This window comes from Rodentibacter pneumotropicus DSM 21403, from assembly GCF_000379905.1.
GTDB classification, from domain to species: domain Bacteria; phylum Pseudomonadota; class Gammaproteobacteria; order Enterobacterales; family Pasteurellaceae; genus Rodentibacter; species Rodentibacter pneumotropicus.
The window spans coordinates 20,469-47,431 of record NZ_KB904055.1 but is presented as its reverse complement, the minus strand read 5'-3'; the positions used below and the strand labels follow the sequence as shown (position 1 = coordinate 47,431).

Here is a 26,963-nt window from a genome sequence, read left to right as displayed (position 1 = left end):
TTAATGACTAGAAACAAGGTAATCAACCAACATTGCAGGAGTCATAATTTGATTTGGATCGAGTGTTCCTGCCTTGACGATTTGGTCAGCTTCAACAATGACGGTTTTCGCCGCCAGAGCCATCAGCGGATTAAAATTGCGAGCGGCCCCGTTATAAATCAAATTACCGTCTTCGTCGGCAATATCCGCTTTAAGAATGGCAATATCCGCTTTGAGTGGGCGTTCTAATAAATAAGTCGTGCCGTCAAGATCAATTTTTTGTTTACCCTCTTCTACCACTGTACCGACGCCGGTAGGCGTTAAAAATCCGCCTAACCCTGCGCCACCGGCTCTCACCCGTTCTGCAAAGGTTCCCTGAGGGATTAACTCAACCTCAATTTCACCGGAAATCATTTTTTTCCCCGTTTCCGGATTAGTACCAATATGAGAAGCAAAAACCTTTTTAACCCGATCATGCACAATTAATGGACCGACACCATTGTGAACCTGTGCGGTATCGCTGCAAATCAGCTGAATATTTTTAACCTCCGCTGCCAAAATAGCTTGAACGATTTTCTCAGGCGTACCCACCCCCATAAAACCGCCTGACATTAACGTCATACCGTCAAAGAAATGTTTCTTTAATTCAGTGATAGGAATAATTTTTGACATAGTTTTCTCCAAATTAACGTTTCCAATCAAAAATTTTTATAATAAAAACGCCTTTCGTTTAAAATAAAACGAACATCATAAATTTTTATTTAATGAATGGCATAAATACTGGAAATATGCCTAACTTCAGGTATAAAATGGCAAAAAATTTCGTTACGAGAATGTATTTTCCTGTTATTTACCAAGCTTAAAAAGCAGAATATCAGAATGAATTTAGGAGGAGAAATACAGATTTTTTAGAACTATATAAATTTAATTTATACGAAAATAGAAAAGTCACTTATATTGCCTATAAGTTTTACGGAGAACAGAAAGATGGATATTCGCCATTTACGCTACTTTGTTGCTATTGTTGAAAATAACTTTAATTTAAGCAAGACGGCTCAAAATTTATACATTTCTCAGCCGACCCTTAGTATGATGATTTCTGACTTTGAACATAAAGAGGAAATTCAATTATTTAAACGATCAAATGGAAAAATAATGGGGCTAACTTACATCGGCGAGAATTATTATCACGATGCAAAAGCACTGATTACTAAACATAATGAAATGCACCGTAATTTACATAATGAACATACAAAGATAGTCGGTAATATTACTATTGGCATTCCTCCCTTAATCTTATCCGTCGTATTTTCCGATGTTATTCCTTCACTTATATTAAATAATCCTGCAATTAACATTACAGTGAAAGAACAAGGTGCGTTTGCATTAAAAAGTGAATTATTACTAGAACAGGTCGATCTCGCGGTTCTGCTTTATCCTGAAGGAATATCTAAAAATATTATTGATTCTTTTGCTATTCATCATTCTGAGCTGGCACTTTTTCTATCTCCAAATCATCCGTTAGCAAAAAAAGAAAAGATTGAATGGGAAGATTTAAATAAACAAAAAATGGCAATTTTTGATAAGAATTTTATGATAGCCCATCAATTAAAAGAACGTTTTGAACGCTATAATATTTATCCAAAGATTATTATTGAATCCGGTTCTTGGGACTTTATGCTAAATGCGGTTAAATTAAATTCGGATTTATTAACGATATTACCTTATCCAATCGCTGAGCAATATCAATCACCAGAATTTGTATGCCGTAAAATTAATGAACCGATTTTATGGCGGGTTACGCTCTGTCGGTTAAAGAAAAATAATTATTCAACAGTTGAGAATTATATTTTTGACTTGTTATTAAAATTATTTAAAGTCAAATAATGAAGATGTAAAGTGAAAGCACGGTCAAAACTGCCAATTGGATTGTGGATTGAATCTAGCTCCGGAAGGTAGAAGCTACGGCGGACAAATCATTTCGACAGACACACTAGGAAGTGGAAGGTTAGCATACAGCGATTCTTAAAACTAATTTTTGAAAAGGCTTTCATAAACTCTCTAGCTCGTTCGTTCCCCTATTGAGGGGGTGGGCAAAGCCAATGTTCAAAAACGTTGTTTTTTGTGACCGCACTTTATTCGCAAGAGAATGACTTATTTATAGATCTTGTAGGCTAAAGTGCGGTTATTTTTATCTCTGTTTTTTATCAAGCCGTTTAGCCCCAACAAAATCAGACTTGCCCAAATGGGAATATAAGTCAAATAATCAGAAGGTGAAACTTCTGTGCCGAGCCAAAATAGTGAAATTAAAAAAAGTGCGGTCAATATTAACCGCACTTTTTAGTGTAATATTATGCTTTTGTGGTTTGTTTTAAGAAAATATACCCCACAATAGCGGAAAATGTTGAGCCGAGCAAGATGCCTAAACGGGATAGGGTATTGACACTTTCTCCGGTATTCTCATCAAAAGCAAGGCTTGCGAGGAACATGGACATGGTAAAACCGATACCACACAAAATAGCAACAGAAAAAATTTGTTTAAAATTAATATCTTCCGGTAACTTGGCAATTCCCAACTTAACGGAAAGATAACTGAAACCAAATACGCCAAGCGGTTTGCCGATAATCAATCCTAGGGCAATGGCGAGTAACAATGGCGATGTCAGCATAGAGAAATCTAACCCTTCAAAACTTACTCCGGCATTAGCAAAAGCAAATAAAGGTAAAATAAGGAATGAAGTCCAAGGTGCAAGTAAATGCTCAAAATCCTCTAATGGTGTTTCACCTTTTTCTCCCTTCAGTGGGATACAAAAACCGATAATGACGCCCGCTAGTGTGGCATGTACGCCGGATTTTAATACGGATGCCCATAAAATTATGCCAACTACCATATAGGCACAAAGTGCGGTTACTTTAAAACGATTGAGTATGATGAGTAACATAATCGCAATAGCAGCGAAGATAAGTGCTTGAATACTTAGTCCGTGGGAGAAGAACAACGCAATGACGACAATAGCGCCTAAATCATCAATGATGGCAAGTGCCAGCAAAAAAACTTTTAACGGTAGTGGCACTTGTTTGCTTAAAAGTGCCATAATTCCAAGGGCAAAAGCAATATCCGTTGCCATTGGAATTGCCCAGCCATTGGCAAGCGTAGGATCTTGATAGGCAATAAAGACATAGACTAATGCCGGAATGACCATTCCGCCGACTGCGGCGAAAGCAGGGAAAATAGCTTTTTGATAGCTGGAAAGAGACCCTTCTAACAATTCACGCTTTACCTCTAACCCTACTAAAACGAAAAAGACTGCCATAAAGCCATCATTAATCCAATGGAGTAAGGTTTTGCCAATAGCGAAAGTCCCAACTTGAACACTCACCGGTAAATGTAAAAAATCATTGTAAATGGTACCTAACGGTGAGTTGGCAAACAAAATGGCGATAAGAGCGGCAAAGAGTAATAAAATTCCGCTAGATGATTCGAGTTTGAAAAATTGTTGTATCAATTGCAACATTAAAAGATCTCCCAAAAATAAAAAAATAACTACAATAAAAACTCAAAGAAGCTTGGATACTACCATATTTTTATTTATCTGCGGAAAATATCGGTATGAAAGTGCGGTGGTTTCTATGGTTGTTTTTGCGTTGATATTAACAGAATGATCGAGCTCACATTTTTTTATTTGAAGATTAGGGTTATCGGGTACTTTATAGTAGAATGAACTCCTTTTTATTAATTGAGAATACTATGTTTACTCGTAAAGATATTATTATTTTAGGAATGATGATTTTTGCGCTTTTTTTAGGCGCTGGAAATGTTATTTTTCCGCCAATGGAAGGGTTTACAGCAGGCACGCATTGGGCAACGGCATCTTTGGGTTTTGTATTGACCGGTGTATTCATGCCATTCATTACTTTGGTTATTGTGGCTATGCTTGGGAGAGGGGAAGAACTTACCCGCGATTTGCCAAAATGGGCTGAGGTAATATTTTTAATCACCTTATATTTAGTGATTGGTTCATTATTCGCAATGCCGCGTGTGACCAATGTTGCCTATGAAATGGCATGGTTACCGCTGAATATCGTGGATGACAGCAGTCACGCACATTTTATTTTTTCCCTTATTTTTAATATTGTCGGTATGCTGTTTATGTTGCGTCCGAATACAATTATTTCGACAGTAGGGAAATTTATGACACCGGCATTGCTTGTATTATTAGTTGTTGTTGCCGTGAATGTCATTATCTCCCCACTTTCTGACATTGTTGAACCAAGCAAGGCTTATGCCACAAATCCTGCAATTACATCCGGTTTAATCAGTGGCTATCAAACTATGGACGTGCTGGCGGCTATTGCCTTTGGTGGGATTGTTGCACGAGCCTTAGCAGTACGGGATGTTACCTCTCCACAAAAAGTCATGAAATATACGATTTCTGCAGGATTGATTTCCGTGCTTTTATTGGCAATGCTGTATTTTTCATTGTTCTATCTGGGGGCAACCAGTGCACAAGTGGCGGACGGTGCAACCAACGGCGGGCAAATTTTCTCCCGTTATGTTAATGCTTTATTTGGCTTTACCGGGACTTGGATTATGTCGGGCATTATTATTCTGGCGAATATGACCACACTTGTGGGGGTGACCAGTGCGTGTGCGGATTATTTCTCTAAATTTCATGTCCGTTTATCTTACCCGTTTTGGGTCGTTGTATTTACGATTGTAACCACAACGGTTGCTCAAACAGGTTTAACGGAATTATTGAGAATTACTATTCCTGCATTGTTGCTGATTTATCCGGTAGCGATAATGTTGGTATTACTGCAAATTGTCCGTAGTAAATTGCCGAATATTAAATTCAGTTATTACTTCACTTTATTGGTTACGGTATTCTTTAGTGCTTGTGATAGTTTGAAAAATGTTGATTTACTACCACAAACCCTTGAGAATTTACTGAGTCATTTACCGCTTTATTCCGATGGTATGGCATGGTTGATTCCGGCATTTGTTGCCTTGGCTTTATCGTTATTATTAGGACGAAAAAAAGTTTAAAAATATATGAACAGTAAAAAATACCGAGTCTAAGATACTCGGTATTTTTTTATAAAGTGCGGTCGCTTTTTTAGATATTTATGTACTGAACCGTTGACGCACGATTTCAAATAAACATACGCCGGTTGCGACCGAAACATTCAACGATGAGACAGATCCTGCCATTGGAATACTAATTAATTGATCGCAATGCTCACGGGTTAAACGGCGCATTCCTTCTCCCTCTGCACCCATCACGAGAGCCAGTGCACCGGTCAATTTGCTTTGATAAAGGGTTTCTGTCGCTTCACCGGCAGTGCCTACTATCCAAATATTGTGATTTTGTTGTAAATCACGCAGGGTGCGGGAAAGATTAGTGACACGAATGAGAGGCACGGTTTCCGCAGCACCACAGGCGACTTTGCGTGCCGCTGAGGTGAGTTGTGCGGACTTATCTTTTGGTACAATGACTGCCGTTACCCCTGCCGCATCTGCGGTACGTAAACAAGCTCCAAGATTATGGGGATCGGTTACCCCATCAAGTATCAATAAAAGTGGATTTTGTTTGCCGGTAAGAATTGCATCAAGATCATTTTCATTAAGCTCTTTTGCGGCCTGTACGCGTGCAATAACCCCTTGATGTACTTCACCGTTTGCCTTTTTATCTAAGGTTTGGCGATTGACAAATTGTACACTGATACCCATTGCGTGGAGTTCATTAAGCAAAGGCTGTAAGCGTTTATCTTCACGTCCTTTTAATACAAATACCTCAATTAAACGCTCCGGCGTATGGGCTAAAATGCTATTGACGGCGTGAATACCATAAATCTGTTCTGACATAATTTTTCTCTATTTTTTGATTTTAGGATGAATGCTGTCATCCTCTTATTTCCGTTTTGTCTTTTTTTGAAAAACTTTTGTATTTTTAACCGCACTTTTACGCTTTTTCGTGGCTTTGGGCGGTAGTTCTTTAAAGATTTTCTTTTCTCTCTCTTTTGCCGTTTTTCCTGCTCGACGAGGTTTGCGTTCACTACCGATAAGTGAAAAGTCGATCATTTTTTGTTCTAGATGAACCGCTTCAACACGAATCTGCACTTTATCGCCTAAACGATATTGCATTCCACTGTTTTCACCGATTAGGCGCTGTCTTGTGGCATCAAATTGATAGTAATCATTTTCTAAGGTTGAGATATGCACTAAGCCATCAATGAATAAGTCGTCTAAACGTACAAACAGACCAAAACCGGTCACAGAAGAAATCACGCCATTAAATTCATTGCCAACGTGATCTTGCATATATTCAGATTTCAGCCAATCCGCCACTTCACGGGTGGCATCATCTGCTCGACGTTCGGTCATAGAGCAATGATCGCCAAGTAGATCCATCTCATCAAAAGAATAATGATAACCGCCGCTGTCGGTAGTTTTACGTTTTACACCTTGTTCTTTAGCAAGCAGATATTTAATACCTCGGTGAAGCGTTAAATCAGGATAACGGCGAATAGGCGAAGTAAAATGGGCGTATTGTTCTAATGCTAAACCAAAATGTCCGATATTGTCCGCATTGTACACTGCTTGGCTTAAAGAGCGGAGTAGCATAGTTTGAATCAGCTCGTGATCCGGTCGAGCTTTGACTTTTTCTAACAGTTCGGCGTAATCTTTCGTGGTCGGTTTTAGTCCTCCTTCCAAGGTTAAACCAAACTCGCTAAGAAAGGCGCGGAATGATGTGAGTTTTTCTTCACTTGGCGTAGCGTGAATACGATACAGGGCCGGTTCATTATGTTTTTCCATAAAATTAGCGGCAGCGATATTGGCAAGAATCATACATTCTTCAATGATTTTATGGGCATCGTTGCGGATCACAGGCTCAATTCGTTCAATGCGCCCCATGGCATTAAAGATAAATTTGCTTTCAATGGTTTCAAAATCAATGGCACCACGTTGATGACGGCCGGAAAGTAATGCCTGATAAAGATGATAAAGTTCCTCTAAATGAGGGACGAGCGCGTAATAACGTTCACGAAGTTCCCTATCACCTTCCAAAATTTTCGCCACTTTGGTGTAGGTCAAACGTGCGTGGGAATTCATCACTGCTTCATAAAAACGATAACTGGTGAGTTTGCCTTTGGCAGAAATGTGCATTTCGCACACCATACATAGACGATCCACTTGCGGATTGAGCGAACACAAGCCGTTAGATAAAATTTCCGGTAGCATCGGCACGACTCGATTTGGAAAATACACCGAATTCCCCCGATTATGGGCTTCGTTATCTAGGGCTGAATGCAAACGTACGTAATAACTGACATCCGCAATCGCTACCCAAAGTTTCCAACCTTTGCTCTGTTTTTCGCAATACACTGCATCATCAAAATCCCGTGCATCTTCACCGTCAATGGTGACGAGCGGTAAATCACGCAAATCCACACGACCTTTCTTTGCGTCTTCAGGGACTTCCTCAGTGAATTTTTTAACATATTTTTCCACCGCACTTGGGAATTGGTGGGGGATGTCGTGATTGCGTAAGGCAATTTCGACTTCCATCCCTTTCGCCATGCTATCGCCCAAAATTTCTGTGATAACCCCTATTGGCTGATTGAAAGCAGCGGAGCGTTGTTGCAATTCCACCACAACCACTTGCCCCATACGTGCGCCGTTGCGGTGTTCGTTTGGTACAAGAATATCACGCCCGATACGGTTGTCGTCAGGCACAACATAACCAAAGCCATTTTCCAAGAAAAAGCGACCGACAATTTGTTTTTTGCGGCTTTCCAATACTCGTACAATACGTACTTCACGGCGTCCACGGTGATCTAAATTTGTCGGTTGTGCCAATACAAAATCACCGTGCATAACTCGTTGCATCTGATGATTGGGAATGAATAAATCCTCTTTTTTGCCCTCGACTTGTAAAAAGCCGTAGCCTTCTTGATGACCGATCACTAGCCCCTTAACAAGATCTAATTTTTCCGGCAGGGCATAGCGTTTACGTTTAGTGAACACTAGCTGTCCATCATTTTCCATAGCACGTAAACGGCGTCTCATTGCCTCCATTTTTTCCTCATTACGAATGGAAAGTGCGGTCAAAATTTCTTCCCGATTCATTGGTGCATTATTTTCGCGAATCACACTTAAAATAAGCTCCCGACTTGGGATAGGATTACCGTACTTCGCTAATTCTTGTTGGTAATGGGGATCTTGATATTTTCTTTTTGTCATTATGTTTTACAGTTTTAAAAATTGAGGAGAGTTTGACACTGTAAAGGGGAGAATGCAAGGGAATAGGATAATTAGGTGAAAAATATAAAGAAGAAGCGGATTCAAAATCCGCTTATCTATTTGATTAACCTTTTTTGCGACGTTTTAATGTATCAAGTAATACGGCAATAACAATAATTGCACCTTTTACAATTTGTTGCCAATATGGATCAACGCCGAGCATATTTAATCCTTTATTGGTTGTGCCAATAATTAATGCGCCGATCACGCACATGGGAATTGTGCCGAAACCGCCGCTTAGGGAAACGCCACCGATAACAGCTGCGGCAATAGCATCAAGTTCCCAAGCTAATCCATAAGAAGGGTTACCCGCATAAGTACGGGATGCGAGCAATGCACCTGCCAGACCGGATAATGCACCACCAAGAATATAAACCCAGATTAAGGTACGATTTGTATTAATTCCGCAAATTTTTGCGGCATTTAAGTTTCCGCCTACCGCATAAACATGGCGACCGAATGTCGAACGGCTGAGTAAAATGTGGCTGATGATAACAATTAAAATATATAGTAGTACCAATCCCGGTAGTCCTAAAATATTGACATCGGCAATCCAAGTAAAGGCTTCGGAAGAGGCGTCAATCGGACGACCGTCAGAATAAAGTTGCGCCGCTCCGCGTGCAATAATCATCATTCCTAATGTGGAGATAAATGGCGGAATGCCACCCATTGCCGTAAGTCCTCCGTTAATTAATCCCAATCCGGCACCAATTAGAATAGAGACGGCAAAAGCGAGTAACGCTGCTGAAACGGTATCTCCCCCTGTGACCACCGAAGCTGATACTACCGCAGTTAAAGCCACGACTGAACCAGATGATAAATCAATACCGGTGGTAATGATGATAAATGTTACCCCAATGGCGATAATGCCGAACATAGAGACCTGTTCAATAATACTCCATACTGTTCTTGCTGAGAAAAAACCATCAATTGAAATTGATAATCCCAAAAAGAGAAGAATTAAAATTAAGACCATCCCATAAGCATTGATCATTTTCTTCAATGTCACGTTTTCCATAGTAAACCTCTCATTTTTAATTAAAAGCTGCTCGTGCTGAATAAAATAACTAACCTGAAGCCAATTCAAGAACCCGTTCTTGTGTTAGCTCCGTGTGAGGAATAATGCCTACTTGACGCCCCTCGTGCATTACCATTACTCGATCGCTCATTGATAAAAGTTCCAACATATCCGAAGTAATCATAATGATGGTTTTTCCTTGTTTTGATAGCTCTACCATCAGTTTATACAATTCTGCTTTTGCGCCTACATCAATCCCTTTTGTCGGTTCGTCTAGGATAAGGATGTCCGGTTCTAACAACAACCATCGGGCAAGTAATACTTTTTGCTGATTCCCACCGGAAAGATTATTAGTCATGACCTGAACATTGGGTGCTTTAATTTTTAATTTTATTTTTTGTTCATTGGCTGTTTTTTGAGCTCTTGTCACTGACACTAGGAGGTTCTCAAGATAGGGGGACATTTTCGGCATAATCATATTGTCAGTAATGCTTAGGTTCAAAAACAGTCCGGTTAGTTTTCTATCTTCCGTTACAAAGCCGATTTTATACTTCATGGCATCAAGCGGATTATGAATAATAGTCTTTTCACCTTTAATATAAATTTCGCCGCTATCCGCCGGCTTATAACCGAATAATCCCTCCACGATCTCAGAACGCCCGGCACCGACTAATCCGGCGATACCAAAAATTTCGCCTTTACGTACGGAGAAATTAATATCTTGGTAATATCCTGCACGAGTGAAATTTTTTATTTCAAGTGCAATTTCATCTGAAAGTTCAAAACGTTCACGTTGAAACATTTCGGACATATCGCGCCCGACCATCATAGAAATGAGTTGTTCTTTACTGACTTCTTTAGTTGGTTTGGTATCCACATATTGACCGTCACGAATGACCGTAATTTCATCGGATACACGGAAAACTTCGTCTAACTTATGGGAAATAAAAATAATCGCAATTCCCCTCGCTTTGACTGTTTCAATGATTCGATAAAGCTGTTCAACTTCATTTTCCGTTAATGCGGTGGTGGGTTCGTCCATAATGATGACTTTTGCATCGTTGGAAACGGCAGTCGCGATGGCTACCAATTGTGCTTTTGCTACCGACACATCAGACATTTTAGTTGTAACATCCATTGGTACGCCTAAATCTTTTAAAATAGCCGAGGTTTGTTTATTCATTGTCTTTTGATCGAGAAAAAACTTACCTTGTGTGATTTCACGTCCTAAGTAAAAATTATCCGCAATAGTTAAATTGGCTGCCGGAGAAATTTCCTGTGGAACCATCGTCAAGCCACAACGAATAGCATCAATCGGGCGGTTTGGTTTAAAGGGTTTTTCGTCTAAAATTATTTCTCCTCCCTCATCGGGGATATAGATTCCGTATAGTATTTTCATCAAAGTAGATTTTCCGGCACCATTTTCTCCCATTAATGCATGGATGCTTCCGCGTCTAACACGAAGATTGATACCGTCAAGTGCTTTCACCCCCGGAAATGTTTTTGATACGTTTCTCATTTCTAAAATATATGGGGAGTTTGAATTATTAGCCATTTTTAACTCCTTAAATCGGTTAAGAATGAATATTAAAAATCGTCATTATGGTGAGAAAGTGCGGTCAATTTACTCCTTATATTTATTGATATATTTTTCTTTCATATCAGGTGTCACCAATTCAAAAGGAATCCAGTTATATTTTGGAATTTTTTCACCTAATGCGGCTTTGTATGCCATCTCGGCACTCAATCGCCCCTGTTCAGAGGCTGATTGATAAACGGTAGCATCAAGACCTTTACCTAAATAACTCAGTGCATCCGGTGTTGCATCAATTCCTACAATGAGCAGATCTTTATCTTTGAAACCTAATTTCTTTGCTGCAAGCAATGCCCCGATTGCCATTTCGTCATTATTGCTAAGAATCACATTAATATCGCGATGTGCCGAAAGTAAATTTTCTGTTACTTCCATACCCTTTGAGCGATCCCATTTTGCTTCTTGTTCCGCGACCACTTTAATTTCAGGATATTGAGCAAAAATCTTTTTATTACCTTCTGTGCGTTTAATTTGAGCTTCCAACCCCAATGGACCTAATAAAATCATTGCTTTAGCCGGTTTTCCATTTAGTGAATTAATAATAAATTCACTTTGCATTTCTCCACTTTTAATTTCCTCAGACCCTACGTAACTTGCTACATATTGCATATCTTCTTCATTTGGTTTTACAGTAACGACAATTAAAGGAACTTTAGCTTTCTTTGCTTTTAATCCGATAGCTTTTACAATTTTCTGATCTGTTGGCATCACGATTAATGCATCCACCTTGGAATCAATAAAATTTTCTATATCATTTAGCATTTTTGCCGGATCGCCATTGGCATCAGCATATTTAAATTTAAGATTAGCTTGTGAATACACAAATTTATTCATTGAATCCTGTAAATAAGTCGGGTATTTATCGGCAAGGCTATATATTGAAACGCCAGCCACAACGGATTTAGCAAGAATGAGAGGAGTGAAAAAAAGACCAAGAACTAAGATGTATATCTTTTTTAACATAGCTTATTCCTTCGTTTGAGATACCTTAGTGAGTAAGTGGAAAGGACAATGTGGTCCTTTCCATTAGGGTTGATTGAAACACTATTTTTTATATTTTGCTTGGTATTCCTCTTTTTTATCCGGTGTGACAAGTTCAAAAGGAACCCATTTTACAGAAGGTACTTTTTCGCCTTTAGCTGCCAGATATGCCATTTCCGCACCGGTCATACCTTGACCAGCAGCAGATTGGAACACGGTTGCATCTAATCCTTTACCAAGGTAGTCTAGTGCATCCGGTGTGGCATCTAAACCTACAATAATTAAATCTTCGTCTTTAAGCCCTAATTTTCTACCCGCTAATACGGCGCCTATTGCCATTTCATCATTATTACTTACAATGACATTTAGGTTTTTATTTACCGCAAGTAAGTTTTCAGCAATTTCTAATCCTTTAGCTCTATCCCACTTACCTTCTTGCTCGGTAAAGATCTTGATATTTTTATTTTGCGCAAAAATCTCTTTGTTACCTTGGGTCCGCTTAATTTGTGCATCTTGACCTAAAGGCCCCATTAAAATAGCGGCTTCGGCAGGTTTACCATCTAATGTATTTACAATAAAGTTTGCTTGAATGCGTCCACCTTCAATTTCATCGGAGCCGACGTAACTGGTGACATACTGCATATCTTCATCTAAAGGTTTACGATTAATCACAATGAGAGGAATGCCGGCTCGTTTGGCTTTTCTTCCGATTACTTTGACAATATTCGGATCCGTTGGAACAACAAGTAATGCATCAACTTTTTGATCAATAAAGGTTTCTGCATCATTTAACAAACGCGCCGGATCGCCGTTAGCATCGGCAAGTTTAATTTCGACATCATCATGAGCTTTATCAAACTCACGAACCGCATCTTGAAGATAGGTTTGCCATTTGTCGGAGAAGGCAACCATTGGTGCGCCAATGACTATATTTTTAGCCATGGTCGCTTGGGAGGTTAATAAAGCACTACCAAATAATAATGCCAATAGTGTTTTTTTCATGAGATTACTCCTTTTTTAGTTAATGGATAACAAAAAGAATAGAAATACGGCTATCCTACTAGAATATTTAAGAAATATAAATTTCGCTAAATTTAAAATTGGAATAAATAATTTGTTGTATATATATCATTTAGTTTATATGCTCTGCAATGGTCAAATTTCAAAAATGTGAACTAGATCTTGTTTTAGTGTTAAAAGTTTTAATTTAAAATAGTGAAATATTTAATTCATTTTTCGATGTAAAAATAGGTGCTTTACAAGCACCTATTTATGAGATCTTGAGAAATCTTTGTTACTCGATTTCTTCCACATTAACCCAGCGTTTTTGTTCACAAGATAACGCGATAGCATCCAAGATTCTTGATACTTTATAACCTTCTTCAAAATCAGGATAAAGTGCGGTCGAATTTTCAGAAATTCCGTTGATTAAATCCCTTATTTCCACTGTTTTTTGATCATTAAACCCAATTCCGTGGCCCGCACTGACACAAAAATTCTTATAATCAGGATGAAGCGGTCCGGTTAAAATAGTTTTAAATCCTTGTCTGGCGGGGTTTTCATCGTGCAAATAGAGTTTTAATTCAGCCATTCTTTCTTGTGTATAGATAATAGAGCCTTTAGTGCCGGTAATGACATAACTTAGTCCCATTTTACGCCCGCAAGCAATACGGGAGGTCTCAATCGTCCCCATACACCCGTTACCAAAGCGGACTAATGCCGTTGCCTGATCTTCATTTTCTACGGCTAAACGCTCTTGGAGATTGTTAGGATTCGGTCGTGTTTGAATGACAGTTTGCATATCACCGATAACAGAGATGATCTCTTGTCCCAGCAAATATTGGGACATTCGTACAATGTGTGCGGCAAGATCGCCTAATGAGCCTAAACCGGCTTTTTCTTTTATACAGTGCCAATCTAACGGTGTATTTTCATTGGCAAGATAATCTTCATTATGTGTACCGTAGAAGTGGATAACCTCACCTATTTCACCTTTTGTAATGATTTCCCTTGCTAATTGGGTGGTTGGATTTTTGATATAGTTAAACCCGACCAAGGTTTTAACACTGGCTTTTTTTGCCGCTTGATACATTAACTTGGCATCTGCGGCAGTTAATGCAAGAGGTTTTTCTGAGTAAACGTGTTTGCCGTTTGCGATAGCCGCTAATGCAATTTCCTTGTGAAGAAAGTTCGGCGTACAAATATCAATTACATCAATATTCGGATCGTTGACTATATCGCGCCAATTTCCTGTGGCGCGCTTAAAACCAAATTCTCTGGCTTTTTGTTCTGCCAATTCCGGTGTAATTTCTGCTAAATAATCTAATACTAGTTCTGCTTTAAGCGGGAAAACCGTTGCTACTTGTGAATAGGCAATTGCATGACAACGTCCAATATATCCTGTACCAATCAAACCGGTTCTTATCTGTTTCATTATGCTCTCCTTTATTGTACGTATAAAAATAAGAGAGATAGCCTTTGGTTTTAGCTATCTCTCTAAACATTTATAATGTTGGCATACTGAATGCAGCATTTTCAATCACATATTTACTCGGCCAGCGGGTTGTGACTGTTTTCATTTTCGTGTAGAAACGCACGCCATCAGGTCCGTAAATATTTAATGTTGTGTAGGCTGAATGTTTCCAACCGCCAAAACAATGAAAGGACATCGGAACTGGAATCGGAACATTAACGCCGACCATACCTGCTTGAACGTGATAGGCAAACTCACGTGCGGCACCGCCATTGGAGGTAAAGATTGCCGTACCGTTACCGTAAGGATGCTCGTTAATTAATTTCATCGCTTGCTCAAAGTTTTTCGCTCGAACAATACCAAGAACAGGACCAAAGATTTCTTCTTTATAAATCACCATATCAGGGGTAACGTTGTCAAACAAACTGCCTCCAATAAAGAAGCCGTTTTCATGTCCAACCGGTTTTTTACCACGCCCGTCCACAAGCAGGGTTGCACCTTCCTCCACGCCTTTTGTAATGTAATTAGTAACATTATTAAGATGTTGTTGGCTAATAAGCGGTCCGAAATCCATTTCTTTTTCCCCTTCTTTGGGAATACCCGGACCATAGCGAAGGGCCTCAACTTTAGGTTTTAATGTAGCTATTAATTTGTCTGCGGTTTCATCATCAATGGTGACAGCCAAAGAAATTGCCATACAACGCTCTCCAGCGGCACCGAATGCGGCACCTAATAATGCATTAGCCGTTGATTCAATATCTGCATCCGGCATGATTAAAGCATGATTTTTCGCTGCACCAAAAGCTTGCACCCGTTTACCAAACTCAGCTCCCATTTTATAGACATGAGCTGCGGCAGGTGTAGAACCGACAAAACTTACAGCATGTACTCTTGGATCGCGTAATAAAATTTCATTATCTTGGCGATCGCCATGAACAACATTGAAAACTCCGTCTGGTAAACCCGCTTCTTTTAATAATTCTGCTAATTTAATGGAGAGTGAAGGATCCGCTTTTGCCGGTTTTAAAATAAAGGTATTACCGCAAGTAATTGCCACCGGGAACATCCACATAGGGACCATAGCAGGAAAGTTAAATGGTGTAATGCCGACTGCCACCCCTAATGGTTGCAGTGAAGAATGGATATCAATTCCTCGTCCTACCTGTTCAGAAAATTCGCCTTTAAGTAAATGGGGAATTCCACATGCAAACTCAACCACTTCTAAACCTCGAGTGAGTTCTCCACAGGCATCAGAATACACTTTACCATGCTCTTCAACAATAATTTTAGCTAATACATCCCAGTCTCGCTGTAATAACTCTTTAAATTTGAACATAATACGTGAGCGGCGTAATGGTGATGTTGCAGACCATTCCGCAAAAGCACGTTGTGCTACATCAATGGCTTCATACACATCTTCTGATGTACTCATTATGACTTGGCGGATTTGTTCGCCGGTTGCGGGATTATAAATAGGATATGCTTCAGTTCCTCTACTTGGAACTTGTTTACCATTAATAAAATTATAGACAGTTTCCATTTTGAGCTCCTTATATAGTATTAAGATAAGATATTTGTAAGGTTAAGATTTACATTGTGATTAGCTTTAACAAATATAGCTTATGAAATTAATATATCTTTTTCAATCATTCTTATCTTAAAATGAAATGTTTGTTTTATTTTTGTGATCCATGTCTAATTTTAGAAAAGTCGTCATAGATTAGATAAATAAATGGAGTATGATGGAAAGCTAACGTCCTATCTCTTACTAGTAAAGGAGAAAATATGTCAAATTTACTTTCTAAATCAAGAAAAAACCATCCGGAAAAAAATGGTGAAGTACAAAAAATTACACCGCTAACAGCAGGATGGGAATATGTAGGATTTGAAATGTATCATTTACAGGCTCAACAAAAACTTGAATTTGATACACAAAATACGGAGGTTTGTTTTGTCATTATTGCGGGTAAAGCGACGTTTAAAACAGCAACGGAAACCTTTATTCAGGTAGGTAATCGTAGTACGCCTTTTGAACGTATCCCTCCCTATGCACTTTATGTTCCTCACTCACAATCTGTCATTATTCAGGCGGATAGTTATTTAGAATTAGCCGTTTGTCGTGCACCAAGTCAGGGGAATTTTCCAATAAGATTGATTAAACCTGAGGATATTGGCGTAGAAAAACGGGGATATGGCAAGAATAAGCGTCTTGTTCATAATATCTTGCCTGAAACGGAAAGCGCAGATGCGTTGCTGGTTGTTGAGGTTTTTACAGATGAAGGAAATACGAGTTCTTTCCCAAGCCATAAGCATGATGATAAAAATTCACTCACAGAAACTTATTTGGAAGAAACCTATTATCACCGTTTCTCTCCTTCTCAAGGGTTTGCACTACAACGTGTTTACACGGATGATCGTTCTTTAGATGAATGTATGGCTGTCTATGATGGTGATGTGGTTCAAGTTCCTCGTGGTTATCACCCTGTTGCAACTATTGCGGGATATGATAATTATTATTTAAATGTTATGGCGGGACCGGTAAGAAAATGGAAATTTACTTGGGAACAAGATCATCGATGGATTAATACGGAAGAATATGAGAAGAAATCTTGATTCAATCCGGAATCAATAAAATATCATCTAAAAGTGCGGTCATTTTTTAAGAAAATGACCGTTTTTCTTGAAATATTTATTTAACCGGATAGGATAATAAAAATATTTGAACAATTAGGGTACAGAACTTATGAAAGAGAAATCTCAATTGACCATGTTGAAAATGGAAATTCAAACACGTTATGACGGTTTAAGTAAAAGATTAAAGCAGGTTGCTCAATATATTCTTGATAACAGTGACAGTGTGGTCTTTGATACTGTTGCAACAATAGCGGAAAAAGCAAATGTTCCACCTTCTACATTGATTCGGTTTGCTGCGGAGTTCGGTTTTTCCGGATTCAATGAAATGAAGCAGATTTTTCGTGAAAACTTAATGGAGAAAACAACAAATTATACGGAACGTTTACAATTATCACATAAGATCAATCAAGTTGAAGGAAGTGAATCTCCGGAAAATATTTTAGCCATATTTGCACATGCCAATAGTCAGTCATTACAACAATTAGCGAATAGTACTGAAAACGAGCAAATTTATGCAGCGGTTAAAATACTAAAAGAAGCAAATAATATTTTTATTGTGGGATTAAAACGTTCTTTTAGTGTTGCTTGCTACTTAAATTATGCACTCCATCATTTAGATTGTCGTTCTTTCTTAATTAACGGATTAGGTGGAATGTTTGATGAACAACTTAATCAAGTAAAAGCTGGCGATGTGGTGGTTTCCATTAGTTTTTCGCCTTATGCAAATGAAACCCTTAATATTACCCAGACTACGGCTAAAAAAGGAATTAAACAAATTGCTATTACGGATAGCCAAATTAGCCCGTTACTCGTTTTTAGTGATGTTTCTTTTGTTGTAAAAGAAGCTCAAGTACTGGGATTCCGCTCTCAATGTGTCACAATGAGCCTTGTTCAAACTCTTGCTATTACGCTCGGTCTGGAAAAAGAAAAGGATAAGGAATAATAAAAATGCCCCTGTTTTTTAATCAAGGGCATTTTTTCTTAATACAAACTAAGGTTCATTACGTAATTTCCAAAGTTTGATTAATCGTTGATAACGTTGAGAGACTTGTTGAATCAACTCGTCATCATTTAATTTACCCGCTAACCACTCCATTGAAGGTTGCCCAAAGATTGTTCTTCCTACCGCAAAGCCTTTAACCAAAGGTTTATTGGCTGCCGCATTAAAGGTCGATTCAAATTGTTCTTCCGGAGCATCCAAACCTAAAATTAAAATACCTCGGCAATCGATATCATTTTTTTGGATTAGCTCGCTGATTTTGTCCCATTCTGATGAAGATAATCCTGGTAATTTCCACCAATCCGGTTTAATGCCTAATTGATAAAAGTGAGTAAGCATTTCGGCGTAATATTTCTCATCTTGCTCCATATCATGAGGCAAAATAACTTCAAGTAGAAATTCATGTCCGGTTTTACAACAAGTTTGATAAATTTGTTTCAAACTTTCGTCTTGTTCCGCCTTCATTTCAGGTGCATCTTTTGGATGGTAGAATACCAAACATTTCACTATATGTTCTTGTGGCCAATTGACCAATTGGCTACCAAGGTCGCCATGCTCTAAACGTAAAGGACGAGAAGAAGGGCGCTCAATCGGGCGGCCAATCCACCATTTTTTACCGGTAATTTCATTAAGCGCGGCTTGCCCAAATGTGGTATCGGCCAAAATGCCTGCGTGTCCTTGAGTAATATTTTCATCACTTGCCGCTTTTTCTGCTGCTTTTAAGAGAAGCTGTTTTAATTTTGGTATTCGTGCAATGTCGGCATCGACTTTTTTCGCCATATCAACAAGTTGTTTGCGATGATCAAAAGCAAAAATACATAAATCGTCCCATTGATTTTTTCTTGTCGTCACTCGGTGTAAGTGATTAAGTCTTTCATCAATATCAGGACGGGGAACAAATTGTACCCGAGCTAAATAATCATCTAATTCGGCTTTTGTTGGCATAGCAGGAGCACAACCATGACGGGAAACGACTAAAGCACCACAGGCATTTGCATAGCGGCAAGATTGTTCCCAACCTTCGTTATTAATGTAGCCTCGAATTAACCCTGACATAAAAGCGTCGCCGGCACCGAGAACATTCAGCACTTCAACACGAACACCATATACATTAAGACCTCCGTCAAGATCATCCGGAATTTTTCCCTCAAAAACAGAGCAACCTGATGCGCCTCGTTTACACACTAAGACGGCATCACATAATTGGCGGATATTTTTTAATGCGGTTAATGTATCGGTGGAACCACCGGCAATATGAAATTCTTCCTCGGTTCCTACTAAAACATCAAAATGGTGTAATACTTCTTGTAACGATTTTGTCACGGCTTCTGAATCAATAAAACGTGTTTCACCATCGCCTAAGGAAGTTAATCCCCATAGAACAGGGCGATAATCAATATCAAGTAAACGCTTAGTATTATTCCGTCCTGCATATTCTAAGGCTGTTAATACGGCCTCACGTGTTTTGGGATGAGATAAATGGGTTCCTGTTATTGCCAATGCCTTTGCGGAAGCAATATATGCTTCGTCAAAATCGTTTTTGTTAATGGCCATATCGGCACAATTTTCACGATAAAAAATGAGCGGGAACGTATCCTGATCTTTGATCCCTAAGATAACGAGTGCGGTTAATCGCTCTTTATCTGTAATGAGATGGCTCGTATCTACACCGACACGTTGGAGTTCTTCACGGAGAAAACGCCCCATATGCTCATCACCGACACGAGCCAACATAGAGGATTTTATTCCTTGAACAGCTGTTCCATAAGCAACATTACCGGAAGAACCGCCAAGGTATTTAGAAAATGATGAGGCATCCTCTAATCTGGCACCGATTTGTTGTGCATAAAAATCAACAGCTACGCGTCCCAAACAGATAAGATCTAATTTTTTTTCAACTTCTTTCATGATGTTACCCCCTTGTATTTTTAAAGCTATCATATTTTTAATATTGAAATATTTTTTTCAAAAAAAATCAACTTCAAAAAAATGATTTTGAGATGTCGATCACATATCTTTCTAAAGTTTATGGACGATTTTCCTTAAAAGTAAATGTACCGCCAACTAAAGTCGGAGACATTAGCCTAAAAGTTTGATCTATGTCTCAAAAATGAAATTTTCATTTCAAATATATTCCAATTTAAAAAAAGCATAAATATACTACAACGGATATCAAATTATCCCGAAGGAGACCGTAATGAAAGCGATAAAACTAACAGTTGCACAAGCATTGGTAAAATTTCTTGATAATCAATATGTGGAATTTGATGGTAAAGTCACGAAATTTGTTGAAGGTGTATTTGGTATTTTTGGGCATGGCAACGTATTAGGAATTGGGCAGGCGCTAGAACAAGACAGCGGCGAACTGATTGTGAGACAGGGGCGTAATGAACAAGGAATGGCGCATGTCGCTACAGGATTTGCAAAGCAAAATTTACGTAAAAAAATTTATGCTTGCACTTCCTCCGTAGGCCCCGGTGCAGCAAATATGATTACCGCTGCGGCGGTCGCAACGGCAAACAGAATTCCACTTCTTTTACTCCCCGGTGATGTTTTCGCCACTCGTCAACCTGATCCCGTGCTACAGCAAATCGAACAACCCTATGATTTGAGTATCAGTACCAATGATGCTTTTAAAGCAGTGAGTAAATACTGGGATAGAGTGAATCGTCCGGAACAACTGATGACTGCTTGTATCAATGCTATGCGTGTATTAACGGATCCGGCGGAAACAGGAGCTGTTACTATCGCACTTCCACAAGATGTTCAGTCCGAAGCCTATGATTTCCCTGATTATTTCTTACAAAAACGGATTCATAGAATTGAACGAACCTTACCAACCGAACCTATGCTTTCTTCCGCATTTGAGCTCATTATGAAAAGTCAAAAGCCCCTCATTATTTGCGGTGGCGGAGTTCGTTATTCTGAAGCTGCGGAACAATTAAAAATTTTTGCAGAAGCATTCCATATTCCGTTTGCGGAAACACAGGCAGGAAAAAGTGCGGTCATTTCTTCTCACGGATTTAATGTAGGAGGCATTGGTGAAACCGGTTGTTTATCCGCTAATTTACTTGCCAAAGAGGCGGACCTTATTATCGGAATAGGAACGAGATATACCGACTTCACTACCTCCTCAAAATGGCTTTTCCAAAATCCAAATGCAAAATATTTAAATATTAATATTGCCCGATTTGATGCTTATAAACTTGATGGTGTGCAAGTTGTTGCCGATGCGAAGAAAACACTGGAAAAACTGACCGCACTTTTACAATCGGCACATTACCAAGCGAACTGGGGAGATCAAATATCAGAAGCAAAACAACGTTTTAATGAAGAATTACAGCGTATCTATCACATTTCTTATTCTGATAATTTTATTCCTGAAGTGGATGATGCCTTAGATAGAGAAAAAGTCTATGAGGAATTTATTAAGCTGACGAAATCTCATTTACCCCAAAGTCGGGTACTTGGAATTTTAAATGAGGTTCTAGATGAAAATAGCGTGATTGTCGGTGCTGCCGGCAGCCTCCCCGGCGACTTACAACGGGCTTGGCAATCAAAAGGCGAAGAAACTTACCATTTGGAATACGGTTATTCCTGTATGGGTTATGAAATCAATGCGGCTTTAGGCGTTAAATTGGCTCAACCTGAAAAAGAAGTCTATGCGTTATTGGGTGACGGTTCCTATATGATGTTGCATTCAGAGCTTGTGACATCTATTCAAGAAGGCAAAAAAATTAATGTTGTTTTATTCGATAATATGACTAACGGATGTATTAACAATTTACAAATCGGTCATGGAATGGATAGTTTTGCAACAGAATTCCGCTTCAGAAATCCGCTAACGAACCAATTGGATGGAAATTTTGTCCCCGTTGATTTTGCGATGAATGCCGCTTCTTACGGTTGTAAAACCTACAAGGTCACAAATGAAGAAGAGCTACGTTTCGCACTTGAAGATGCGAAAAAACAAGTAATTTCAACCTTAATTGATATCAAAGTTCTACCAAAAACGATGATTCACGGTTATGGAAGTTGGTGGCATGTTGGTGTGGCAGAGGTTTCTGAGAAAGAACGTATTCAAGAGGCGCATCAAAATAGTGTGAAACATATTCGCGAATCTCGGCGCTATTAAACACGGTATTTGAATTTAATCATTTAATTAGTGAGGAAAAATTATGAAAGCTGAAAATGTGAAACTAGGGATTGCTCCTATTGGTTGGACTAATGATGATATGCCGGATCTCGGTAAAGAAAATACTTTTGAACAATGTATTAGTGAAATGGCTCTTGCCGGTTTCACGGGCTGTGAAGTGGGCAATAAATATCCGCGCGATGTGGACGTATTGAAACATAAATTAAATGTTCGCGGTATACAAATTTGCAACGCTTGGTTTAGTACGTTTTTTGTTGAGGGCAAAAAAGAGAAAACCATTCAAGAATTTATCAAACATCGTGATTTCTTGCATGCGATGGGGGCGACAGTTATCGGTTGCTCGGAACAAAGCTACAGTATTCAAGGGACAACAAAAGCCGTTTTTAAGGAAAAACCAATTTTTACTGAGGAAGAGTGGCAAAAACTTGCTGAAGGTTATAACGAGCTTGCCAAACTTGCAGAAGAAAAAGGGATGAAAGTTTGTTTGCATCATCATATGGGAACAGGGATTCAAACGCCGGCTGAAGTTGATAAATATATGTCGGTTGTCAATGATAACGTTTATTTACTCTTTGATTCCGGTCATCTCTATTATTCCGAAGGATCTCAAAAAGCGATGCTTGAGGTATTAGAAAAATATATCGACCGCATTTGCCATGTTCATCTGAAAGATGTGCGTGATGATGTTGTTACAGAGGTGAAGGAGAAAAACTTAAGTTTCTTAGAAGGGGTACGTAAAGGAACATTTACTGTTCCGGGCGATGGAGTTATTGATTTCAAACCGATTTTTGAGCTTCTTGAGAAGCACGATTATAAAGGTTGGATGGTGGTAGAAGCTGAGCAAGATCCGGCTATTGCCAATCCGTTTGAGTATGCCGTGAAAGGTCGTCAATATATTAAAGAAACAGCGGGGATTTAATTATGATTAAGGTTGGTATTATTGGTGCCGGACGTATCGGACGTGTGCATTCGGAAAGTATTACAAAATATGTCAAAGGGGCGGAAGTTAAGGCAATTTCAGATGTAAAAATAACAGACGAGCTAATTAATTGGGCAAAAGAAATGGGAATTCCAAATATCTATGAAGATTATAAAAAAATTCTTCAAGATCCGGAAATTGATGCAGTTTTAGTTTGTTCCTCAACTAACACTCATGCCCTCATTTCAATTGAAGCGGCTCGAGCCGAAAAACACGTTTTTTGTGAAAAACCGGTGGATGCTGATATTAACAGAATTAAAGAGGTACTCCATGAAGTAGAAAAAGCAGGCGTGAAATTCCAAGTAGGTTTTAATCGTCGCTTCGACCATAATTTTAAGGCAATTAAGACACGCGTAGAAAATGGAGATATTGGTGAACCTCATTTAATTCGTATTACATCTCGTGATCCGGATGCCCCGCCAATTGAATATGTCAAAGTATCTGGTGGAATGTTTTTCGATATGACAATCCATGATTTTGATATGGTTAGATATTTATCCGGTAGTGAGGTGGTTGAAGTTTATGCAGCCGGAGGAGTATTGGTTAATCCGGAAATTGGAAAAGCAGGGGATATTGATACTGCGGTGATTACCCTAAAACTGGCAAATGGGGCGATAGCGGTGATCGATAATAGCCGTAAGGCAGTTTATGGTTATGATCAGCGTGCCGAGGTATTTGGTTCAAAAGGTGCGGTTCAAACAAAAAATGATGCCGATTCAACAGCCGTTTATTCTTGTGAAACAGGCGTAATTGCTGAAAAACCAAAATATTTCTTCTTAGAACGTTATATGCAATCTTTTGCTAATGAAATATCTTGTTTTATTGATGCTATTATCAATGACAAACCAACATTGGTGAATGGTAATGACGGGTTACAACCTGTCGTTATTGCTCTAGCGGCTAAACGTTCCCTTGATGAAGGACGACCGGTCAAATTAAGTGAAATTGTTTAATACCAGAAGAAAGCATTCCTTGTATGGAATGCTTTCTTCTCAGTATAAATTTAAACTTTAATAATAAAATAGGTAGAAAAACTGTCTATAATCCCCTCGGCAACCATACTTCCACCAATAACCCGGTTTCAAACTTCTCGCTGTCTTTCAGTGTTAATGTCTCACCGTACTGCTTCACGATTTCCATGGCGATTGCTAAGCTAAGTCTTCTGCCTTGCTGTTCCGTCCGAACTAAGAATTTGGTAGAAAGGATCAAGTACGTGTTTCCGTTTTTTGGGAATACCTTTACCGTTATCCTCCACTTTCAATAACATAGCAGAAAATTGCTTGTGCTATATTTACCGCACTGAACGCCATAACACTGGTTAATAAAGCGACTAAGATAGTTTTGTTCGATTTTTTTATTATTTTCTCCTTATATAAAGTTTGAGAGTTACGGTTAGCAGCCCATTTGCTTTCTGATGACGTGTACTCTTAAAGAGAGAAAGTTAGGAAATTAAATTTCTGTAAAGAGAGTTAGTACTATCACAAAATGAGAGTCTGCTTATTGATCACAAGGTTATTTAGTCATAGAGTGCAGCTATTTGGACTTGTCTGATCTGATGATAAGAAAAAATAGTGTCATTTGTGATTTCGCTTGGGGCTATTAGCTTTATAATAGGAATCGCAAATTTCAAATTAATGTGAGGAACCTATGTTTAAACAACTCCAACAAATCGGTAAAGCCTTTATGCTGCCGATTGCTATTTTACCTGCCGCCGGCTTGCTACTTGGAATCGGCGGAGCGTTATCTAATAAAGCTACACTGCAAGCCTATCCCATACTGGATAATTCACTGTTGCAGGGGATTTTTCAAATTATGTCTTCCGCTGGTTCGATCGTATTTGCGAATTTGGCATTGTTTCTTTGTATCGGTTTAGGTATTGGGCTGGCAAAACGGGATAAAGGGGTGGCTGCACTTGCAGCAGTCGTCGGTTATTTAATTATGACAGGAACGATTTCTGCCTTAATTCCTCTTTTCTCCCCTGAAGTAAAAAGTATTGATACCGGTGTGATCGGAGCATTAGTGATGGGATTGGTGACAGTAAAGTTACATAATCGTTATCATAATATCCAATTACCGCAAATTTTGGGCTTTTTTGGCGGTTCTCGATTTGTGCCAATCGTTACGGCATTTATGTCGATTTTTATCGGCGCAATTTTCTTTTTAATTTGGCCGACTTTTCAGGGCTGGCTGGTATCCGCAGGCAAAAGCATTGCTTCAATGGGCGAGATCGGAACATTTTTCTATGGTTTCCTCATGCGGCTAAGTGGCGCAGTGGGATTACACCATATGATCTATCCGCTATTTTGGTACACCGAATTGGGTGGAACTGAAATCGTGAACGGCGAAACGATTGTCGGTGCACAAAAAATTTTCTTTGCCCAATTAGCGGATCCTAACCATCAAGGTTTGTTTACCGAGGGTACGCGTTTTTTTGCCGGTCGTTTTGATACCATGATGTTTGGTTTACCGGCTGCTTGTTTAGCTATGTATCATTGTGTACCAAAATCCAGACGCGCAAAAATTGGCGGATTATTTTTAGGTGCAGCGTTAACCTCATTTATTACCGGTATTACCGAACCTATCGAGTTTATGTTCTTATTCGTTGCACCTTGGCTTTATGTTTTCCACGCATTTTTGGACGGTGTTTCTTTCTATATTGCCGATTTACTGAATATTTCCATTGGGAATACGTTCTCCGGCGGATTTATTGATTTCTTGCTCTTCGGTATTTTACAAGGCGATGGGAATACACATTGGATTCGCGTGGTTTTGGTAGGGATTCCTTGGGCAGCCCTTTATTATTTCTCGTTCCGTTTCTTAATTACCCGCTTCAATGTGATGACACCGGGAAGAGGGGAAGAGATAGAGGAAAGTGTGGAACAGCAAAGCTCCTCTCTAACTGAAAATGCCCATCAGATCATCACAGGTCTTGGCGGTGCGGAAAATATCGAAAATGTGGATGCTTGCATTACCCGTTTACGGGTCTCTGTTAGGGATGTGAAATTGGTGGATAAAGCCCGCTTAAAATCCCTTGGTGCCATTGATGTGTTGGAAGTTGGTGGGGGAATTCAAGCCATTTTTGGGGCAAAAGCCGTCTTATATAAAAGCGAAGTAAATCAGATTTTAGGGAAAGAAGATTAGATAATTGTCTCCTCCCCACGTTTTGGGGAGGAGGTTTTTCTTTAAAAATCCACCTCAGCAAAAAAAGTCATCGGTTCACCCGTGATAGGGTGGGTGATGCTTAATGATTGTGCATGTAAACAAAGGCGTGATGACATACTTTTGGCTTGTGGGTGGGCGTAGAATTTATCTCCTAAAATCGGGTGACCTAATGCCAGCATATGTAAACGTAATTGGTGGGAACGTCCGGTAATAGGGGTTAGCTTTACCCTTGTGCTGTTATTGGGTAATCGTGCTAGAACTTCGAATTTTGTGACCGCTCTTTTGCCAAAGACAAAATCTAAACGCTGGCGTGGGCGGTTTTCCCAATCACAAATCATCGGCAAATTCGTTTCACCACGATCTTGTGCAAGATGTCCCCACACTAAAGCTTGATAATGCTTTTTCGGTTCACGTTCACGAAATTGACGCTTGAGTTCTTTGTCTGCCGCTTTGCTTAAGGCAAACAAAATAAGGCCGCTGGTTGCCATATCAAGACGATGCGCAGGTTCGCAGAAACCGAATTTTTCTTTCACACGGCTCATTGCACTGTCGTAATACTGTGGTTGATTGCCCGGTACGGAAAGCAATCCGCTCGGTTTATTGACCACGCAAATATAGTTATCTTGATAAATAATATCTAAATACGGTTTCAGTGGGGGATGATATTCAATCAGTGCCATAA

21 protein-coding genes are annotated in these 26,963 nt (G+C 39.2%); 8 read left to right on the top strand and 13 right to left on the bottom strand.

The features are described from left to right. Positions 1-651 (bottom strand): acetate CoA-transferase subunit alpha, encoded by a 651-nt coding sequence (atoD, locus tag A3GE_RS0106350; protein WP_018356420.1) that lies wholly within the window; start codon positions 649-651, stop codon positions 1-3. A gap of 315 nt (positions 652-966) precedes the next feature. On the opposite strand from atoD, the gene A3GE_RS0106345 reads away from it, so the two are divergent. Beyond that, positions 967-1,866: a LysR family transcriptional regulator gene (locus A3GE_RS0106345; protein ID WP_018356419.1), complete on the top strand. Its 900-nt coding sequence runs from the start codon at positions 967-969 to the stop codon at positions 1,864-1,866. 464 nt (positions 1,867-2,330) lie between these two features. Here A3GE_RS0106345 and nhaA read toward each other — a convergent pair whose 3' ends face one another. After that, positions 2,331-3,494, bottom strand: a complete 1,164-nt coding sequence (gene nhaA / locus A3GE_RS0106340) for a Na+/H+ antiporter NhaA (protein ID WP_018356418.1) — start codon at positions 3,492-3,494, stop codon at positions 2,331-2,333. A gap of 233 nt (positions 3,495-3,727) precedes the next feature. On the opposite strand from nhaA, the gene brnQ reads away from it, so the two are divergent. Continuing rightward, the gene (gene brnQ, locus A3GE_RS0106335; RefSeq protein ID WP_018356417.1) at positions 3,728-5,026 is read left to right on the top strand and encodes a branched-chain amino acid transport system II carrier protein; all 1,299 of its coding nucleotides are present in this window, start codon (positions 3,728-3,730) and stop codon (positions 5,024-5,026) included. A gap of 78 nt (positions 5,027-5,104) precedes the next feature. Here the strand turns inward: brnQ and rlmB are convergent, their stop codons facing one another. The 8 genes from rlmB to A3GE_RS0106295 form a co-directional block, all read right to left on the bottom strand. Continuing rightward, positions 5,105-5,845, bottom strand: a complete 741-nt coding sequence (rlmB, locus tag A3GE_RS0106330; protein ID WP_018356416.1) for a 23S rRNA (guanosine(2251)-2'-O)-methyltransferase RlmB — start codon at positions 5,843-5,845, stop codon at positions 5,105-5,107. Positions 5,846-5,890: 45 nt separating this feature from the next. Further along, complete coding sequence (gene rnr / locus A3GE_RS0106325; protein ID WP_018356415.1) at positions 5,891-8,224, bottom strand: ribonuclease R; 2,334 nt, start codon at positions 8,222-8,224, stop codon at positions 5,891-5,893. A 124-nt stretch (positions 8,225-8,348) separates the two neighbouring features. Continuing rightward, a complete protein-coding gene (locus A3GE_RS0106320) occupies positions 8,349-9,302 on the bottom strand; it encodes an ABC transporter permease (protein WP_018356414.1) in 954 nt (317 codons plus the stop codon). Between the two features lie 49 nt (positions 9,303-9,351). After that, positions 9,352-10,857: a sugar ABC transporter ATP-binding protein gene (locus tag A3GE_RS0106315; protein WP_018356413.1), complete on the bottom strand. Its 1,506-nt coding sequence runs from the start codon at positions 10,855-10,857 to the stop codon at positions 9,352-9,354. A 69-nt stretch (positions 10,858-10,926) separates the two neighbouring features. Then, positions 10,927-11,859 (bottom strand): sugar ABC transporter substrate-binding protein, encoded by a 933-nt coding sequence (locus tag A3GE_RS0106310; protein ID WP_018356412.1) that lies wholly within the window; start codon positions 11,857-11,859, stop codon positions 10,927-10,929. An 81-nt stretch (positions 11,860-11,940) separates the two neighbouring features. After that, a complete protein-coding gene (locus tag A3GE_RS0106305) occupies positions 11,941-12,879 on the bottom strand; it encodes a substrate-binding domain-containing protein (protein ID WP_018356411.1) in 939 nt (312 codons plus the stop codon). 292 nt (positions 12,880-13,171) lie between these two features. Further along, positions 13,172-14,311, bottom strand: a complete 1,140-nt coding sequence (locus A3GE_RS0106300; RefSeq protein ID WP_018356410.1) for a Gfo/Idh/MocA family protein — start codon at positions 14,309-14,311, stop codon at positions 13,172-13,174. Between the two features lie 70 nt (positions 14,312-14,381). Continuing rightward, positions 14,382-15,890 (bottom strand): CoA-acylating methylmalonate-semialdehyde dehydrogenase, encoded by a 1,509-nt coding sequence (locus tag A3GE_RS0106295; RefSeq protein ID WP_018356409.1) that lies wholly within the window; start codon positions 15,888-15,890, stop codon positions 14,382-14,384. Between the two features lie 245 nt (positions 15,891-16,135). On the opposite strand from A3GE_RS0106295, the gene iolB reads away from it, so the two are divergent. Continuing rightward, positions 16,136-16,963 (top strand): 5-deoxy-glucuronate isomerase, encoded by an 828-nt coding sequence (gene iolB / locus A3GE_RS0106290; RefSeq protein ID WP_018356408.1) that lies wholly within the window; start codon positions 16,136-16,138, stop codon positions 16,961-16,963. Positions 16,964-17,093: 130 nt separating this feature from the next. Beyond that, positions 17,094-17,927, top strand: coding sequence for a MurR/RpiR family transcriptional regulator (locus A3GE_RS0106285; protein ID WP_018356407.1), 834 nt, complete (start codon positions 17,094-17,096; stop codon positions 17,925-17,927). Between the two features lie 48 nt (positions 17,928-17,975). On the opposite strand, the gene A3GE_RS0106280 is transcribed toward A3GE_RS0106285, so the two are convergent. Beyond that, complete coding sequence (locus tag A3GE_RS0106280) at positions 17,976-19,892, bottom strand: bifunctional 5-dehydro-2-deoxygluconokinase/5-dehydro-2-deoxyphosphogluconate aldolase (RefSeq protein WP_018356406.1); 1,917 nt, start codon at positions 19,890-19,892, stop codon at positions 17,976-17,978. 289 nt (positions 19,893-20,181) lie between these two features. On the opposite strand from A3GE_RS0106280, the gene iolD reads away from it, so the two are divergent. Genes iolD through iolG form a run of 3 tightly spaced genes read left to right on the top strand, consistent with a single transcriptional unit; the run spans position 20,182 to position 24,072 of the window. Beyond that, a complete protein-coding gene (gene iolD / locus A3GE_RS0106275; RefSeq protein WP_018356405.1) occupies positions 20,182-22,119 on the top strand; it encodes a 3D-(3,5/4)-trihydroxycyclohexane-1,2-dione acylhydrolase (decyclizing) in 1,938 nt (645 codons plus the stop codon). 43 nt (positions 22,120-22,162) lie between these two features. Then, positions 22,163-23,059 carry a myo-inosose-2 dehydratase gene (gene iolE / locus A3GE_RS0106270; protein WP_018356404.1) on the top strand — a complete coding sequence of 299 codons (897 nt, stop codon included), beginning with the start codon at positions 22,163-22,165 and terminating at the stop codon, positions 23,057-23,059. 2 nt (positions 23,060-23,061) lie between these two features. Then, positions 23,062-24,072 (top strand): inositol 2-dehydrogenase, encoded by a 1,011-nt coding sequence (gene iolG, locus A3GE_RS0106265; RefSeq protein WP_018356403.1) that lies wholly within the window; start codon positions 23,062-23,064, stop codon positions 24,070-24,072. A gap of 85 nt (positions 24,073-24,157) precedes the next feature. Here the strand turns inward: iolG and A3GE_RS12120 are convergent, their stop codons facing one another. Then, entirely contained in the window at positions 24,158-24,328 is a 171-nt protein-coding gene (locus A3GE_RS12120) for an ATP-binding protein (protein WP_154647137.1), read from the bottom strand. A gap of 438 nt (positions 24,329-24,766) precedes the next feature. On the opposite strand from A3GE_RS12120, the gene A3GE_RS0106255 reads away from it, so the two are divergent. After that, positions 24,767-26,260, top strand: coding sequence for a PTS transporter subunit EIIC (locus A3GE_RS0106255; RefSeq protein ID WP_018356402.1), 1,494 nt, complete (start codon positions 24,767-24,769; stop codon positions 26,258-26,260). Positions 26,261-26,301: 41 nt separating this feature from the next. Here A3GE_RS0106255 and rluA read toward each other — a convergent pair whose 3' ends face one another. Then, positions 26,302-26,961: a bifunctional tRNA pseudouridine(32) synthase/23S rRNA pseudouridine(746) synthase RluA gene (gene rluA / locus A3GE_RS0106250; protein WP_018356401.1), complete on the bottom strand. Its 660-nt coding sequence runs from the start codon at positions 26,959-26,961 to the stop codon at positions 26,302-26,304. Positions 26,962-26,963 lie beyond the last annotated feature (2 nt).

What these genes read in the sequence shown, in the direction of transcription:
- atoD (WP_018356420.1), bottom strand. Translation starts at nt 651, where the DNA reads ATGTCAAAAATTATTCCTATCACTGAATTAAAGAAACATTTCTTTGAC.
- A3GE_RS0106345 (WP_018356419.1), top strand. Translation starts at nt 967, where the DNA reads ATGGATATTCGCCATTTACGCTACTTTGTTGCTATTGTTGAAAATAAC.
- nhaA (WP_018356418.1), bottom strand. Translation starts at nt 3,494, where the DNA reads ATGTTGCAATTGATACAACAATTTTTCAAACTCGAATCATCTAGCGGA.
- brnQ (WP_018356417.1), top strand. Translation starts at nt 3,728, where the DNA reads ATGTTTACTCGTAAAGATATTATTATTTTAGGAATGATGATTTTTGCG.
- rlmB (WP_018356416.1), bottom strand. Translation starts at nt 5,845, where the DNA reads ATGTCAGAACAGATTTATGGTATTCACGCCGTCAATAGCATTTTAGCC.
- rnr (WP_018356415.1), bottom strand. Translation starts at nt 8,224, where the DNA reads ATGACAAAAAGAAAATATCAAGATCCCCATTACCAACAAGAATTAGCG.
- A3GE_RS0106320 (WP_018356414.1), bottom strand. Translation starts at nt 9,302, where the DNA reads ATGGAAAACGTGACATTGAAGAAAATGATCAATGCTTATGGGATGGTC.
- A3GE_RS0106315 (WP_018356413.1), bottom strand. Translation starts at nt 10,857, where the DNA reads ATGGCTAATAATTCAAACTCCCCATATATTTTAGAAATGAGAAACGTA.
- A3GE_RS0106310 (WP_018356412.1), bottom strand. Translation starts at nt 11,859, where the DNA reads ATGTTAAAAAAGATATACATCTTAGTTCTTGGTCTTTTTTTCACTCCT.
- A3GE_RS0106305 (WP_018356411.1), bottom strand. Translation starts at nt 12,879, where the DNA reads ATGAAAAAAACACTATTGGCATTATTATTTGGTAGTGCTTTATTAACC.
- A3GE_RS0106300 (WP_018356410.1), bottom strand. Translation starts at nt 14,311, where the DNA reads ATGAAACAGATAAGAACCGGTTTGATTGGTACAGGATATATTGGACGT.
- A3GE_RS0106295 (WP_018356409.1), bottom strand. Translation starts at nt 15,890, where the DNA reads ATGGAAACTGTCTATAATTTTATTAATGGTAAACAAGTTCCAAGTAGA.
- iolB (WP_018356408.1), top strand. Translation starts at nt 16,136, where the DNA reads ATGTCAAATTTACTTTCTAAATCAAGAAAAAACCATCCGGAAAAAAAT.
- A3GE_RS0106285 (WP_018356407.1), top strand. Translation starts at nt 17,094, where the DNA reads ATGAAAGAGAAATCTCAATTGACCATGTTGAAAATGGAAATTCAAACA.
- A3GE_RS0106280 (WP_018356406.1), bottom strand. Translation starts at nt 19,892, where the DNA reads ATGAAAGAAGTTGAAAAAAAATTAGATCTTATCTGTTTGGGACGCGTA.
- iolD (WP_018356405.1), top strand. Translation starts at nt 20,182, where the DNA reads ATGAAAGCGATAAAACTAACAGTTGCACAAGCATTGGTAAAATTTCTT.
- iolE (WP_018356404.1), top strand. Translation starts at nt 22,163, where the DNA reads ATGAAAGCTGAAAATGTGAAACTAGGGATTGCTCCTATTGGTTGGACT.
- iolG (WP_018356403.1), top strand. Translation starts at nt 23,062, where the DNA reads ATGATTAAGGTTGGTATTATTGGTGCCGGACGTATCGGACGTGTGCAT.
- A3GE_RS0106255 (WP_018356402.1), top strand. Translation starts at nt 24,767, where the DNA reads ATGTTTAAACAACTCCAACAAATCGGTAAAGCCTTTATGCTGCCGATT.
- rluA (WP_018356401.1), bottom strand. Translation starts at nt 26,961, where the DNA reads ATGGCACTGATTGAATATCATCCCCCACTGAAACCGTATTTAGATATT.